Annotated in this window: 12 protein-coding genes; 1 reads left to right on the forward strand and 11 read right to left on the reverse strand. The window is 50.7% G+C overall.

Annotation, left to right across the window (positions count from 1 at the left end; translation table 11 throughout):
* Positions 1-111: 111 nt before the first annotated feature.
* The 7 genes from E3J62_07280 to E3J62_07310 all read right to left on the reverse strand — a co-directional run bounded on the left by E3J62_07280 (position 112) and on the right by E3J62_07310 (position 7,164).
* Positions 112-828, reverse strand: coding sequence for a ComF family protein (locus E3J62_07280; protein TET45553.1), 717 nt, complete (start codon positions 826-828; stop codon positions 112-114).
* Between the two features lie 156 nt (positions 829-984).
* Positions 985-1,809, reverse strand: a complete 825-nt coding sequence (gene lgt / locus E3J62_07285; GenBank protein ID TET45554.1) for a prolipoprotein diacylglyceryl transferase — start codon at positions 1,807-1,809, stop codon at positions 985-987.
* Positions 1,810-1,828: 19 nt separating this feature from the next.
* On the reverse strand, positions 1,829-3,043 hold the full coding sequence (rodA, locus tag E3J62_07290) for a rod shape-determining protein RodA (GenBank protein TET45555.1): 1,215 nt from the start codon (positions 3,041-3,043) through the stop codon (positions 1,829-1,831).
* Entirely contained in the window at positions 3,040-5,127 is a 2,088-nt protein-coding gene (gene mrdA, locus E3J62_07295; protein ID TET45556.1) for a penicillin-binding protein 2, read from the reverse strand. Before mrdA ends, rodA begins: the two co-directional genes overlap by 4 nt.
* A complete protein-coding gene (gene mreD / locus E3J62_07300) occupies positions 4,797-5,279 on the reverse strand; it encodes a rod shape-determining protein MreD (protein ID TET45557.1) in 483 nt (160 codons plus the stop codon). Before mreD ends, mrdA begins: the two co-directional genes overlap by 331 nt.
* Before the next feature lie 3 nt (positions 5,280-5,282).
* Positions 5,283-6,116: a rod shape-determining protein MreC gene (gene mreC / locus E3J62_07305; GenBank protein ID TET45558.1), complete on the reverse strand. Its 834-nt coding sequence runs from the start codon at positions 6,114-6,116 to the stop codon at positions 5,283-5,285.
* 1 nt (position 6,117) lies between these two features.
* Positions 6,118-7,164 carry a rod shape-determining protein gene (locus tag E3J62_07310; protein TET45559.1) on the reverse strand — a complete coding sequence of 349 codons (1,047 nt, stop codon included), beginning with the start codon at positions 7,162-7,164 and terminating at the stop codon, positions 6,118-6,120.
* 569 nt (positions 7,165-7,733) lie between these two features.
* On the opposite strand from E3J62_07310, the gene E3J62_07315 reads away from it, so the two are divergent.
* Entirely contained in the window at positions 7,734-9,515 is a 1,782-nt protein-coding gene (locus tag E3J62_07315; GenBank protein TET45560.1) for a PAS domain S-box protein, read from the forward strand.
* A 291-nt stretch (positions 9,516-9,806) separates the two neighbouring features.
* Here the strand turns inward: E3J62_07315 and E3J62_07320 are convergent, their stop codons facing one another.
* From E3J62_07320 to E3J62_07335, 4 genes are all read right to left on the reverse strand, one after another.
* Positions 9,807-10,172: a response regulator gene (locus E3J62_07320; protein ID TET45561.1), complete on the reverse strand. Its 366-nt coding sequence runs from the start codon at positions 10,170-10,172 to the stop codon at positions 9,807-9,809.
* Entirely contained in the window at positions 10,169-10,678 is a 510-nt protein-coding gene (locus E3J62_07325; GenBank protein ID TET45562.1) for a hypothetical protein, read from the reverse strand. The genes E3J62_07320 and E3J62_07325 overlap by 4 nt, the downstream gene beginning before the upstream one ends.
* Positions 10,609-11,964 carry a PAS domain S-box protein gene (locus tag E3J62_07330; GenBank protein TET45563.1) on the reverse strand — a complete coding sequence of 452 codons (1,356 nt, stop codon included), beginning with the start codon at positions 11,962-11,964 and terminating at the stop codon, positions 10,609-10,611. The genes E3J62_07325 and E3J62_07330 overlap by 70 nt, the downstream gene beginning before the upstream one ends.
* A gap of 69 nt (positions 11,965-12,033) precedes the next feature.
* Positions 12,034-14,634: a PAS domain S-box protein gene (locus E3J62_07335; protein ID TET45564.1), complete on the reverse strand. Its 2,601-nt coding sequence runs from the start codon at positions 14,632-14,634 to the stop codon at positions 12,034-12,036.
* Between the last annotated feature and the right edge of the window lie 143 nt (positions 14,635-14,777).

A 14,777-nucleotide genomic window follows, 5' to 3' on the forward strand; every position in this document is an offset into this window, starting at 1 on the left:
TCTGAACTCCTCCTCCCAGGCTCATTAACTCAGATATCCAAGAGATAATATTCACATAGGATGGTCGAGTCAAGAACTTCATTGCATAGGCTATCAGCTTCCCCATAAGTATCAAGTGAGTGCGTTCGCAGCAGTTAAGCAGTATACAGCACACGCCCCGGCATCCAGCAATGCCTTCGTGCATTCCTCAAGTGTGGCGCCGGTGGTGGTCACATCGTCAACGAGGAGAATCTGTTTATCTCTTACTGATTCTCGATCCAGAACCTTGAACGCTCCGGCAACATTTCCCCTCCTTTTCTTTCTGGAAAGCCTTGTCTGCTGTTTTGTGAACTTTGTTCTCACCAGGCTCTTGGCAACCACGGGAAGATTCATCTCCCTTGAGATTTCCTTTGAGAGGAGAAGTGCCTGATTGTAACCCCTTTCTCTCTGCCTTACTCGATGTAGCGGGACAGGGACAATTGCGTCCACACGGCTCATCTCTGAGTCTGCGAGCGCAAGTCGCGACATCATTTTGCCCAGTTTCTTGGCAATGGACAGGCGGCTCCTGTACTTGAGGGACTTTATCGCTTCTGCGAGTACTGATTCATAGATTCCCACCGCCCTGCGTCTCACGTATGCCTTTCCATATCTCTCGCAAGCCCTGCACAGGCCAGCACGTCTTAGTGGCCTGCCGCAGACCTGACAGTACGGCGAATCTACAGGTCTTATTCTGAGATAGCACGCATCACATATTGTGCGCTCATTCTTGAAGAGCGGCGCCTTGCACACCAGGCAAAAGGGAGGGAAAAGAAAATCGATTATGTCACGAAGCATGGTCTTCCCAAACACCCTTTCTGCCCCCCTATCATTGTAGAACGTAGAAGTTAGAACTTAGAACGAAGATTGAGAGATACGTTCTTGGGAGAAGCACGTACTCCCGCTCAGGGAGCACAGAAACCCCGAAGATACAACCAACAAAAAACTGATGTGTGAGTGGTATCAGTATTATGGTGAGGACACAGGGGTAGATTGGCTCAGTTCTGCTGAGCCGCCGAATTTCTTACGGCTCAGGACAGAAAGCATCACTATGCTCACTATCAACGTGCCAATACTGGTCAGTTGGCTTTCAGTCACCTGCCAACTGCCTATCTGGTATATGGAAGAAGGCTCATAGTATCTGAAAAAGTCGATAAAGATTCTCCACAGCGAATACAGAATCACATATCTCCAGAATAGAGAACCATTGAACCTCCACCACCTCTCCATCCATAAGAGCAAGAAGAAAATGACCAGACCTGCAAGTGATGAGTAGAGTTGAGTTGGATGGATGTGGACAGAGGCTCCATAGACTTGATCGGCATAGGAACCCAAAGGAAAGAGGATGCCCCATGCCCTTGTGGTGGGCTCTCCAAAACAACAGCCATTGAGGAAACATCCAATCCTTCCAACGAAAAAGCCGAAAGAGAGTGACGGAGCAACTATGTCCGCCACTATCCAGACATTCAGTCTCTTCCTTTTGAGATAGACCATTCCAGCAATGAATCCGAGAACAGCTCCTCCATAGAAGGTCATGCCCCCGCGCCATATGGCGAATACCTCCAGGGGGAAGTCTTTGAAATCGGAAAGATGAACAAGGACGTAGGCAAGTCTACCGCCGATAACTCCGGCCACTATCACAACTACGGCCATGTCAACTATGTGCTGTGGGTCAAGCCCCTTCTTCTTTGCCCGCAGGTACGCAATAGCTATCCCTGCCAGAAAGGCAAGGGCGAGCATCAGTCCCCAGGAGTGAAGTGCCAAAGGGCCCAGCTTGGCTATGGTAGGAAACATCTCCTATGCTCCTCGATGATCAGTATTCATATCTGTGTCTGCTTATGTTTAGAATCAGAGCGACTGCTATCATGGAAAATAAGAGGGATGAACCACCGTAAGTGATGAACGGCAGGGGCGTACCTGCTATAGGCACTATCCCAAGCGTCATTCCCACATTCACCACAGCCTGGTAACCAATATAAGAGATGAGACCAATGCATGCAAGGCTGGAGAACCGGTTCTTGCAGGTTCTGGCAAGGCCAATTGTCTTCCTTATCATCACATAGAAAAGCAAGAGCACAGCTATACATCCGAGGAAACCAAGTTCTTCACCGATGACAGAGTAGACGAAATCAGTATGTCTCTGAGGAAGAAACTCCAATTTCTTCTGAGTCCCATGCAAAATACCTTTCCCCCAGAATCCACCAGACCCGATTGCAATTTTCGACTGTATGATGTGCCAGCCTGCTCCTGTTGGATCGAGACTCGGATTGAGGAAGCCAAGAATCCTCTTCTGCTGATAGGTTTTCAGGGACCTCCATATGAGCGGCGTAGCAATACCGACTGCTGGATTTGCGATAAGCAGGTATGCTGCTTCACTCAGCTGAACTCGAAGTGCATATATGGATATGAGCAGAAGAGCAAAGAAGACAAGCCAGGAGACGAGGTTAAAAGCGGCAGCGATAGAGACCAGCGGCGTCACCAGGAAGAAGAGGTAAATGCCCTTTACCCTGCCCCAGAAGAGCATGGCAAGAAGAATGATTCCGAACACCGTTGCCGTACCCAAGTCGGGCTCTACGAGCACAAGGATGAAAGGTATTCCCGTCAGGACTGTGGGGAGAACCAGCCCTTGAAGGCTTTCTCTTCTGAATCTTCTGTCGGACATGGTTCTTGCCAATACCAAAACCAGGGCAAACTTGGCGAACTCCGAAGCCTGAAAATGGACAGGACCGAAGTGAAGCCACCTTCTGGCACCGATACCTGAAGGAAAGACCAAGACCGCCAGCAAAAGGAGGATTGACATTCCGTAGATGACCAGGGCAAACGCTTGGAAGGTCTTGGATGGAGCCGCAATGACCAGGCCGGCCACAACACCGCCACAGAGCAGCCAAATGATCTGCTTAGCAAAAGGACTGGAAAGCGATGTGTCTGCTCCTGTTGCACTGTATATTACAAGCAGGCCCAGCAGCACCAGAACTGATGCAGGTACGAAAATGCCAAAGCTGGAACCTGTGAAAGCCCTGGCCCTCATGTTGCTCCCTTTGCCTCGGGCGACAGGTAGGCTTCAATAAGCCTTCCCGCAAGTGGGGCGGCAACACTCCCCCCGTGACCAGCTTTTTCAACGACGACTATCAGGCAGATGATCGGGGAGTTGAAGGGAGCAAATCCTACAAACAGTGAATGGTCTTCTCCGAAAGGATTCTCGACAGTTCCGGTTTTGCCCGCGATTTTGAACTGTGAAGATCTGGCCAATCCGCCCGTCCCACCTGGATCATTGACAACTCCGTACATCGCCTCCCTGAGAATCTGTATTGTACTGTCTTTGAGAGCCACCCTCTGATCTTCAACCTCTGCTCTATACAGCTCTGCCCCTCGGTGACCTATTGCCTTCGAGACAATGTAGGGCCTACACCTCACTCCCCCAGTAGCTATGCTGGCTATGGCTCTGCAAATCTGAACTGGTGTGCAGAGCATTTCTCCCTGACCAATGGCGAGATTGAGAGCCACGCCCTTTGACCACTTTCCCCTCCCAAAGCGGTCATTGTACCATTTGCGCGTGGGTACGAGGCCAGAGCTCTCATCCGGCATGTCGAGACCTGTCTTTCGCCCAAAACCAAGATCAAGGCCGGCCTCAGCAAGGCGTTCAATCCCGAGGGCAGCCCCTATCTGATAGAAGAACACATCACAGGATTGGACAATGGCTGGAACGATTGTGAGTCTTCCGTGTTTCGACCAGCAGCCAAATGCTCTATCGCCGTACTTGAATGAACCGGTGCATGGCGCGAATCTGGTCCATCGGCCTGCGGTCCGGGTCTCAAGCGCAGCTGCCGCAGTCACAATCTTGTATGTCGAACCTGGCGGATAGGCACTCTTACTCACCCTGTCCCACATGGGAGATGCCGGGCTGCTGACCAGCGTCTCCCATGCCTCCTTGGATATACCCACAGCGAAAAGGTTGGGGTCGAATCCAGGCTTGGAATAGGAGACGAGGACTTCTCCACTTCTGGGGTCCATTCCAAAAACACATCCACGCTCGTAGTTGGAAAGTGCCTCTACAGCCAATTGCTGTAGTCTTGAATCAATCGTCAAATGAATGTCGCTTCCGGGCTCTGCAACCACCACCTTTCTATCCGGGAAGGGTCCGATCTCTCGTCCCCTTGCGTCGACCTCAACGAACTCCACCCCGTCTTGACCTCTGAGATAGTATTCATAGTGGGCCTCCAGACCAGTCTCCCCAATCATATCTCCGTACCTGTATCCCCTTTCTGACAAGCTTTTCAGCTTCTTCTGAGAAATCTCTCCAACATATCCGATAAGATGGCACAGGGTGTCTCCGAATGGATACCTCCTTATCGGTTCTACCTCAACCGCAACTCCGGGTAAGTCGAGTTTGTGCTCCTCCACCCAGGAGACGACCTCTATGCTCACGTCTCTCGCAATTCTCTGTGTGATGAGGGGCCGCTTCTTCGCCTCAGCCAGCTTCACTTTGAGGGCCTGCACGCTCTTGTTCAGGACAGGCGAGAGCACACGAGCCAATGTATCGGCGTTCCCGATCTGATAAGGAAGGATCAGAATTGAATAGCCTGGCCGGCTGTCTGCCAGCACTTCACCATCCCTGCTCAATATTCTTCCCCTGGGCGCGTGGGTAGAAACCATTTTCACCCGGTTTTTTTCAGCAAGTTCGAAATAACGGGAATAGCCGAAGACCTGGAGCTGGAATGCTCTCAGGCCGAGGAGGGCAAAGATAATTCCAGTAAGACCGATGAGGATTCTGCTCGGCGTCTTCAAGACACTTTCCACCTGACTCTGACCAAATGGAGTCCTAAGAAGATGGCTGCTCCAACAACCGAAGTATATATCGCTCCTGGCACACCATACCTGACAAAGAACCGAATGAAGCTGCTGGGACCTCCTGAGGAAAACGCAAAGTATAGCAGGGATTCTGCCAGAGAGACGAATAGTAGGACAAGGATCTGCGAGATGTATTTCTCTTGGTACAGGGTCGTTGCCAGGCTGCCAATAAGGAATCCTGCACTGGTGAGGATGAGTGCATTCAGGCCCATGTGCTCCGGTGAGAAGAGATCCAGAAAAATCCCGCTGGCAAAGCCGAACCACATCCCTGAAGACCTCCCCCAGAAGAGCGATATCAATATGAGTGCAACAAGGAATAGATTGGGTTTGACCGATATCACCTGTAGGCTATCGAGAAGCGTGACCTCTATGATTGCGGCAAAGAAGAATATGAGAATTCCGCTAGCCAACTTCATGGCCTATTCCCCGCCCATAGGTCTCTGCTGGGTCCGCCTCATCTCCTCCAGCCTTACAGATTTCACCACGAAGATTTCCTCCATGCTGGAGAGGTCGGCGGCAGGAGCTATCTCGATGTCGTGGAACAGGCCGGTATTGTCCGGTTTCATGCTGACTATCACCCCCACCAGCAGACCTTTTGGAAAGATCCCTCCCAGCCCACTTGAAACTATCGTGTCTCCAACACTCACCTGGGCCTGCACTGGTACATTCTCCAGAGAACAGTTGGAACCCCCCTTCCATCTGAGGATACCGATCACCCTCGATTTCATCTCAAGACAGCTGACTCTAAAATCCCTATCAAAAATGGTTTGCACCAGAGAAGTCCCTTCCACAACTTCAGAAATCTTTCCGACTAACCCTTCAGCAGTTACAACAGGCATTCCCGGCCTGAGTTGAGCGTCTTTGCCTCTGTCAATTACAAACGATTCTGTGAGCCTGTTGGGATCCCTTCCGATCACCTCAGCGGGCACCAGTTCCAGACCCTTTCTCTTCTTGAAGTCGACCAGTTTTCTCAGGTTTTTATTCTCGTACTCGAACTGCCTCAACTGTTGATTCTCTATGGAAAGCTCAGTTACCTGCTGCCTCAACATGGCATTTTCGTTGCTGAGGTTAGAAAGGCCTTTCCAGTGGGCAATCGATTTTTCAAATGGATAGAAGACCACCATTGAGACTGCTCGCGCTACCTTGACCTGCCGGAGGTCTCCCATAAAAATGAGAATGAGAGAGATACCGACGAGCACACCAAAGATGACTATCTCTCTCTTTGAGTGGGAATCTTTGCTAACGACTTCCACGCTACTCTCTGGTGGACGTTATGAGAAGGTTTTCGTAGTGCTCAATCTCATCAAGAATCTTGCCCGTGCCCAAGACAACGCATTCCAACGGGTTATTGACAACGCTTATGGGTAGGTTGGTGTCCTCTCTCAACAGGGCATCGAGGCCCCTCAACAGGGAACCCCCTCCTGTCATCACTATTCCCTTATCCACGATATCTGCAGCCAGCTCCGGCGGGGTCTTCTCCAGAGCACTTCGCAAAGCTTCTGTTATCAGTGCCACTGGCTCCTTGAGTGCCTCTCTTATCTCGGCAGAGCCGACCTTTATTGTTTTCGGTATTCCCGCGACGAGGTCAATTCCTCTCACCTCCATTTCGGTCTCTTCTGGAAGGGGTGAAGCGGAGCCTATCCTTATCTTGATCATCTCGGCAGTCTGCTCGCCGATCATGAGGTTATAGGTCTTCTTGAGATACTGGAGGACAGCGTCGTCCATCTCATCGCCACCCACGCGTATCGAGCTGTTGCACACTATCCCGGAAAGAGCAATAACAGCTATTTCGGTCGTTCCACCTCCAACATCTATCACCATGTTTCCGGCTGGAGTGTTCACGGGTAGACCAACACCAACGGCCGCTGCAATAGGCTCTGCAACCAGATAGACCTCGCGGGCGCCCGCATGCTCCACAGAATCGCGTACCGCTCTCATCTCCACGGCCGTAATCCCCGAGGGGACGCAGACAATGACTCTGGGTCTTATGAGGAACCTCTTCTTCTGAGCCATTGCAAGAAAAAACCTGAGCATCTCCTCCACCACCTCGAAGTCGGCAATCACTCCATCCTTCATCGGTCTCACTGCCCTTATCTCATCAGGAGTTCTTCCCAGCATCCGTTTCGCTTCTCTACCCACAGCTATCGGTTTGTGAGATCGATTATCAATGGCTACGACGGAGGGCTCATTGAGTAATATGCCGCGGCCCTTCACATAGATGAGTGTGGTGGCGGTTCCCAGATCTATGGCCATATCATTGGTGATCCAACCTGAGAAGAGCCTTTTGAAGCTGAATGCCATTTATCTACCCCTCACCATCTAAGATCTCAGATCTAAGATCTTGTATTTGGGAATTTATACTCTGTCCTTTGTACTTCGCTCTTCGTCCTCAGTACTTTGGAGAATATACTATGTGTGACTGGACACAATCAAGGGGAAAATACTCAAAGCTATAAGCCGTAAGCCATAAGATAGCTGTCAGTTCTGACTGGAGATCACGAAATTCCTCCCAACCCTCCCCAACACCTTCGAAATTGCTAGATCGCAGCCCGTTCACCATACCACGGCTCTAAGCCTCCAAATCACCTATACGCTATACGCCGTACCCTGTACGGAAGCTTTAGGCGTGCAAGTACATCTTAGGTTTTCAATTTCGCAATTTCGTAGTTTCGTAATTTCGTCTTTTGTGTCTAGCAATCTTGTCGTTACTGGTTTTGTGTTCGATTTGCTCTTTTCAGCACTTCAGGTGCAATCTGTGTCACTTTGGGTGACCTTATGACATCTATTTTGTCGGTCAATTTACTGGCAGGCTCTCGTATCCTAGTGTGATAAAAGAAGTTAAGTCGTCTGCACTTTCCGTCCCGTAGGGCATGTTTTTTGCTACTAGTATCAAACGGGAAAGACTTATGGAAAGAAAAACGCGACCCCACAGAACTCCTCTGGAGGACAGAAGACAAACCATCCTGGCCTTCCGGTGGCTTATTGCCCTGACCTCTCTCCTGTTGATGATATACGGCGCCAAGGGGTTAGGATTGACAAGGGGGGAGTATCTCTTCGTAGCCTTTCTCGTGGGATCCAACCTGGCGCTGACCTTGGCGCCAAGAAGACTCTTTACGCGCACCGGGTTCATAGCGTCCATCTTCGGTATGGACATAGTTTTACTGTTCCTGGTCATACATCTGTCCGGTGGAGCTGGCGCAGAGCTTTATGCACTGTACTTCCTCGTAGTGTTTCTGGCGCTTCCTGCCAGGTCAATCCCTGTCTCAGTGATGGTCGCATTCTTCGCCAGCCTGCTTTACGGAGTGGTTACTTACAAAGCATCCGGTGTACCCGGGCTCCTTCAGACAAGCTTCCTGATCAAGATTCCCTTTTTCTTTGCGGTTGCAGTATTTGGGAACCTCATGTCCCGCGAGGCGAGAGCACTAAGACGGCAAAAAGAGGAGAGCAAGGAACTGACCGAGCAACTAAGAAGAAACCTGGAGACAGCCACAGAATCCAAGGACAGGCTGAACGACAATCTCTTTGTGATGCAAAACTACAATGAAAGCATAGTGAGCAGTATTGAAAGCGGTGTAATAGTAATGGATCTTGATGGAACGATCACTGCCTTCAACCCGGCAGCGCAAGAAATCACAGGCGTGCGCCGCGATGACGTGTTCTTGAAAAAGTCCAACACAAACAAGACCCTTCAAGCAATCTGTTCTTTTATGGAACAGGGTAAAGAAAAACCGGCTAGACACCAGGAGCTAATAATGCAGACCGCCTCCGGAGAAGGCAAGATCCTTGGTATCTCGGTCTATCCCCTAAAACACAAAAAAGAAAGGGTAGTGGGAACTGTTGGCATATTCACAGATCTCACTGAGATGAACAAGCTGCGTGAGAAAGTGAGGGAGTCTGAGAAGTTGTCCATACAGCAGGAGATGACTGCGCGTTTCGTCCACGATCTGAAGAAACCGCTCAGTTCTATTCAGCGCCTTTCTGAGCTGATTCTTTCGGAAGGTGAGAACAAGGAGAAGAGGAATAGATATGCGGCAGCGATTTCAAAAGGGGTCGTCGGCATTGTCAGAACCATCAGGGAAATGCCCACGCTCTCAAAGGATACGAAACCTGAGAGGAAACTACTAGATGCCAATGCCCTGGTGAAGGAAGTAGTTGATTCCATGAAAGTGCACGCTGAAAAAAACGGCTCGTCGATGGCATGGAACCCGGGAAAAGATCTTCCCCGAATATTTGGAGATAGAGAACAACTGAAGAAGATGTTTTTCAATCTCCTTCTGGATTCTATCCGGGCTGTAGGAACTGATGGAAAGATACAAGTTTCCACCAGTAAAGCCGGAGCGGGCGTGTCGGTGGAAATAGAAGGCAACGGTCCAAACACCACCAACAGGACTCAGGCAAAGAGGTTCAATCCATTCCTCCCCACGAAGGCCAGAGAGGCAGGTTTAGCTCTGGCAATACACGGAAAGATCGCGGAAGACCACGGCGGAACCATTGAGGTGCAGACTGAGGCAGGAAGAGGCCCGAAGTTCACAGTAAACCTTCCTGCCCCCCAGCCCACGTCAGTGTCGAAGCCAGACGCTCCGCTTCCTCCTATGGAGAAGGAGACGGTGCTGGTAGCAGATCTCGAAACAAATCCCAAGCACCAAACCTGAGACAAATTCCAAATCACAATTCCCGACTCGTTTCGCGTCGTACGGCGTATAACGTAGTCCGCTCTTATATCTCATGCCTTACATCTAGAGTAAGATCTGTTTGTAGTTGGAAGTCGCCATGTCTTCAATTTCGCAATTTCGGGCGGGATTGGCTAGGTGGGTGGAGAATTTCCCAATTTCGTCTTTTCATGCCAGCAGTCTCACATCTTACATCTGATTCTTGTCGAGCTCTGTCTTTGTCTCATGGCCATCGATTCTATTTTCGATTTTCCATTTTCGATTTTCGTCACCTTAAGTTTTCCGGTCCAGCAGTTCCCTCACGCCGCGAAGCAACTCTGACACTGCGTAGGGCTTTTGTAGAAAGGCATACCCCTTCACCTCAAGGGTCTGCCAGTTTGCTATCTCTTCGGCATAGCCACTGGCCAGCAAAACCCGAAGTTCGGGTTTTTCCGAAACCAGACGTTCTACGAGTTCTACCCCATTCCCGTCAGGAAGGACTATGTCACTGAAGACAAGGGCAAAATCTTTTCTCTCCTCTATGAAGATGCGAATAGCTTCCTTCACATTACTGGCCACAGATACGACGTATCCGTTCTCAGCCAGCACGCTTTCCACAAGTTCTCTGACGCTATCTTCATCTTCGACCACGAGAATCAACCCCCTTTGCCCTTGAGGGCCTCAGTAGAACCGTCCTCCGGGCCTTCTTCCTCTGGCCCTTCACTACTGGACGGGAGATATACCATGAAACACGAGCCTTGCCCTGGTGTACTCTCCACATCAATCCAACCGTTGTGATGTTTCACAATCCCATACACCACAGAAAGCCCGAGGCCTGTTCCTTTTCCCCGTTTTTTGATGCTGGAAAAGGGCTCAAATATGCGGGAAAGTGTCTCCTTATCCACACCCACACCCGTGTCCTCAACCAATAAGCGGACAAACCTCCCCCGCCGTGCATAATTGTGAATCCTACAGTAGTCTTCGTCTACATCAACGTTCTCGGTCCTGATAGTGATCTCTCTACCATTTGGCATTGCGCCCTTGGCGTTTACAGCCATGTTTACGACTGCCTGCTGGATCTGTCCTGCATCGGCATTCACAGAACAGAGGTCCGGCTCAAAACTGGTGATGATAGGGTACTTCTCGTCGAAGACTCGCTTGAGCATCCTGACACATCCCAGATGGCTTTATTAAGATTGACAGGCCTAGAAGCCACGCGGTGAGGCCGGCTGAAAAGAAGCAGTTGGTCTGCGAGACTGGCCGCACGGATAGATGCCTCACGAACATGGTCCACATCTTGATAGGCCTGATGATCTTCTGGGAGCTTCACTAAAGCCAGATCCGGGTATCCCCGAATGGCTGTCAGTAGATTGTTGAAGTCATGAGCCATCCCGCCGGCCAGTCTTCCGACTGCCTCCATCTTCTGCCACTGGCGAAGCTGAGCCTCCATTTTCTCTTCCTCCTCATCCGCCTTCTTCCACTCGGTGATGTCGCGGATTGCCCCCAGCATGACCTCTGGCTTCCCCTCCTCGTCGACGCGGCTGACGTCAGGTTGTGTCGAAGATATCCATCGCACTTCTTCGTCTGGGCGAATGATCCGATAAACCAGTCGTTCACCGGCGTGGTTTTTTGTCATCGCCTGGCTCGCTTTCTGCACATATTCTCTGTCATCGGGGTGAATGAACTTGTCTATCATGGCTTGAATGCTACCGGGTTGCTGCCCCTCAGGGATACCGTATATCCGGCACAGCTCTGCTGACATCAGGAATGAATTGTCTTTGACGTTCCACATCCAGCTGCCGACATGGACCAGACTCTGTGCCTGCTCCATCATAGCCTTATTTTGTCTAAGCGCCTCTTCCGTTTTTCTCCGCTCGGTGATGTTTGTGACTACCGCGACCGTGCCCTCGTAACTACCATCAGCCGCTGTCAACGCTGAGGCAGATATATCCGCATCCTTGATGCTACCATCCCTGCAAATCAGCCTGCTCTCGTAACGGCTGGAGTCTCCTTTCACTCTCGTGTGCGTTTGTTCCTGGTACCGCTTGAACTCCTTATGGTCTGTCAGTTTGGAGAGATTCATTCCGAAAAGTCCATCCAGAGAGCAGCCCAACATTTGGGCGAAGGCCGGGTTGACGAATATCAGGTTTTCGTTCTCGTCTGCAATACCGATTCCAGCAGAGGCCGTTTCTGTCAAAATCCGGTAGCGCTCCTCACTCTCCTGCAGTGCCACCTCTGGTCGTTTCCGCTCGGTGATATCGCGAATCGCAGCAAGAATAACCAGTTCATCCTCATATGTGATCATACGGGCATTGACCTCGCCGTCCCATACTGTATCGAAAAGGGCGCGGTACTTCGCCCCCGACCCCTTCAAGTGCACCCCCGTCGGCCGTGGCTTTGCATTCGCGGATTCCCCGTTGACTCTTTTCTTGGTCTTAGCTTTGTTTCCCATGTCTACCCCTTGGAACACATTTCAGCGAGATTCGAATTCTCAATGTTTGTCACATAGTTTTCTTTCCATTCACCCTGCGGCCTTGCGTCTGTATGCTTGATTAGAACTGGTATCTTTGCTTTCTTCTTTCCCTTTTTGAAGGCTGGATGGTAGGCAGATTCTGAACGTTGAACCCTGTCCTGGCGCGCTCTCAACATCGATCCACCCTTTGTGCTGCCTGACAATACCATACGCTACTGACAGCCCGAGTCCAGTCCCCTTTTTACGGTCCTTCGTAGTGAAAAATGGCTCAAATACGTGAGATATCGTCCAGTTGTCCATGCCTACCCCAGTATCCCCAACCGACACACAGACAAACTCCCCCGTACGTGCATCGCTGTGAGTCTTGCAGTAGTCTTGATCTATCTCCACGTTCTCGGTCTTGATAGTGATTTCTCCACCTTCTGACATGGCGTCCTTGGCGTTTACAACCATGTTCATGACAATCTGCTCCATGTGTCCGACATCGGCATGGACAGTCCGGAGAACTGGATCAAGATCCGTGATAACAGAAACATTCTCGCCGATGACTCGCTTGAGCATATTCAGCAGACCTGATATGGTCTTATTGAGATTCAGAGGCTTGAAAACCATAGGTCGGGGCCGGCTGAATAGAAGCAGTTGCTCCGTGAGCTTAGCCGCACGGATGGAGGCCTCACGAACATGTTCCACGTCTTGACAGGCCGGACCATCCCTTGACAGCTTCATTAAAGCCAGATCCGAGTATCCCCGAATGGCTGTCAGTAGATTGTTGAAGTCATGAGCCATCCCGCCAGCCAGTCTTCCGACTGCCTCCATCTTCTGTGCCTGCCGGAGCTGAGCTTCCATCGTGGCTTTCTCTTTCTCCGCCTTCTTCCGTTCAGTGATGTCAGTGAAGAAACCTATGTTGCATTCTTTTCCATCTATTGAAGCCTTGACTGTGCTTGTGTCTGCATATACTACTGTCCCGTCTTTTCTTAAGCATGGAATATCCGGGGCAAATGTCTTTTCTCCTCTGGCTCCAGCCTCAAATTCGGCGAGTACATGGCCTAAGAACTCCCTGGGATGAATGTCATCCACGAGCATGTTTTCCAGTTCCTCTAAGTCAAAGCCCAGCATTCTACATACAGCCGGATTGGCATATTTGAATTTCCTGGTTTGAATGTCTGATATGAGTATCCCTTCAGCAGCGGTTTCAAATAGGGTCTTGTATCTCGCCTCAGATTCCCTCAGCACTCGTTCAGCCCGGCTCCGCTCAGAGATGTCCCTGAAATTCTCAACGATACCAACCAGATCACCATCAGGTCCACGAAAGGGAGTTGCCGTCAGAATGCAAGGGATTCTAGAGCCATCCTTGCGTTCTTTTTCTCCCTCCCATTCGACCCGCTCTTCACCACCAAGAATGCGCCTCAATACACAACCAGGTGTATGGCATAGAGGGCCGTGAAGCACCTGATAACACTTCTTGCCCACCGCGTCATCCTCGGTTGTGCTCGCCAGGGTCGCAAAGGTCCTGTTGACCCGGACCACGCTGAAATCCTTATCAATCACACGCATCCCATCAGCCGCAGTATTGAATATCTGACGGAGTTCCGCATCAGCCAATCGGACTGTCTCCTCCGCCTTCTTCAGGTCGGTGATGTCTGTAGTAATTAGTGTTACAGCAACAACCTGCCCACAATGCTTAATTGGGCTTACCTCAGTCACATACCATGAAAGGCCACGGCGTGGCACAGCCACTTCACTCTCGTACCTACCCCACTCCCCAGTCTCAAAAGCCTGTCTAATTACTTCTTTTGCTTCGCGTTGGTACTCGGGAGATATGTAATCGTAGATGTTTTCTCCTCTTCCTTCTTCTGGTCTACCGCTTGGTGTGGCGCGATTCACAAACTCAATTGCGCCATCACGATCGGCGATCATGATGATGTTTGGTGCGTTGTCTACCAGGGACCGCCACTTCTCCTGAGATATCTCTAGTGCCTCCCTGGCATGTGTCCTCGCAAGTGCTATCCCGATGCTCACCCCAATGTTCTCAAGAAATCGAACCATCGTCAGATCAAGACGATTTGGGTGAGGATCCTTGAGCTCCAGAACGCCGATCAGTTCTTGATCTGAGTGCACCGGTATGAGTGCCAAAGATTCATAGCCCTCGTCATCACATTGTCCGTGGAGGCCCCTGGCTGAAAAGGCAGATAGGCAGTCCGACCTACTGTTAGCCCAAAAACTTCCTCTTTCAGTGAAAAAGGGCAACGAGGAATCCGTCTCGCCAGATATGATGGTCGTAAACAGGCATTCTACGTGCGGCGTTCTTTCCGGATTGCTGTCGACGCCCTTGCCCCCGTTTGTTGAAGTCAACTGGGACTGCGTCGGGCTGAGACTCTCAGTGCGCCCAATTGACGCATCGCCTTCGCCTTCCCGAAGACGTAAGTCGACCGATTCGAACCCCGTGAAGGACTTCAGCAAACCCACGATATCCTCGACTGGTTCTGACCCTTCATCTGTACAATTGAGGCGGCCCAGGATTCGAATAACCAGCGCTAGCCAATCCTTAGTCTGTCTGTACTCGGCTCGTGACGATCTCGACTCAGCTTCATCGATTATTCTGAACAGCTCATCTACGATATCAGACTTTCTTGCCTTCTCTTTTCCCATGAAGTGCGCCTCCTGCACGAGGTTTTGCCAGAGCGCATAGCCACCTCGACCCACGCTAATTAAGCACTGCAGGCTTCAAAGCCTATTCGATTGTATTTATTGAGCTACGCCCCGTACATTTGCTCTTGAGAATTTTGCCGGCC

The organism is candidate division TA06 bacterium (assembly GCA_004376575.1).
Taxonomy (GTDB): Bacteria; Hydrothermota; DG-26; order E44-bin18; family E44-bin18; genus E44-bin18.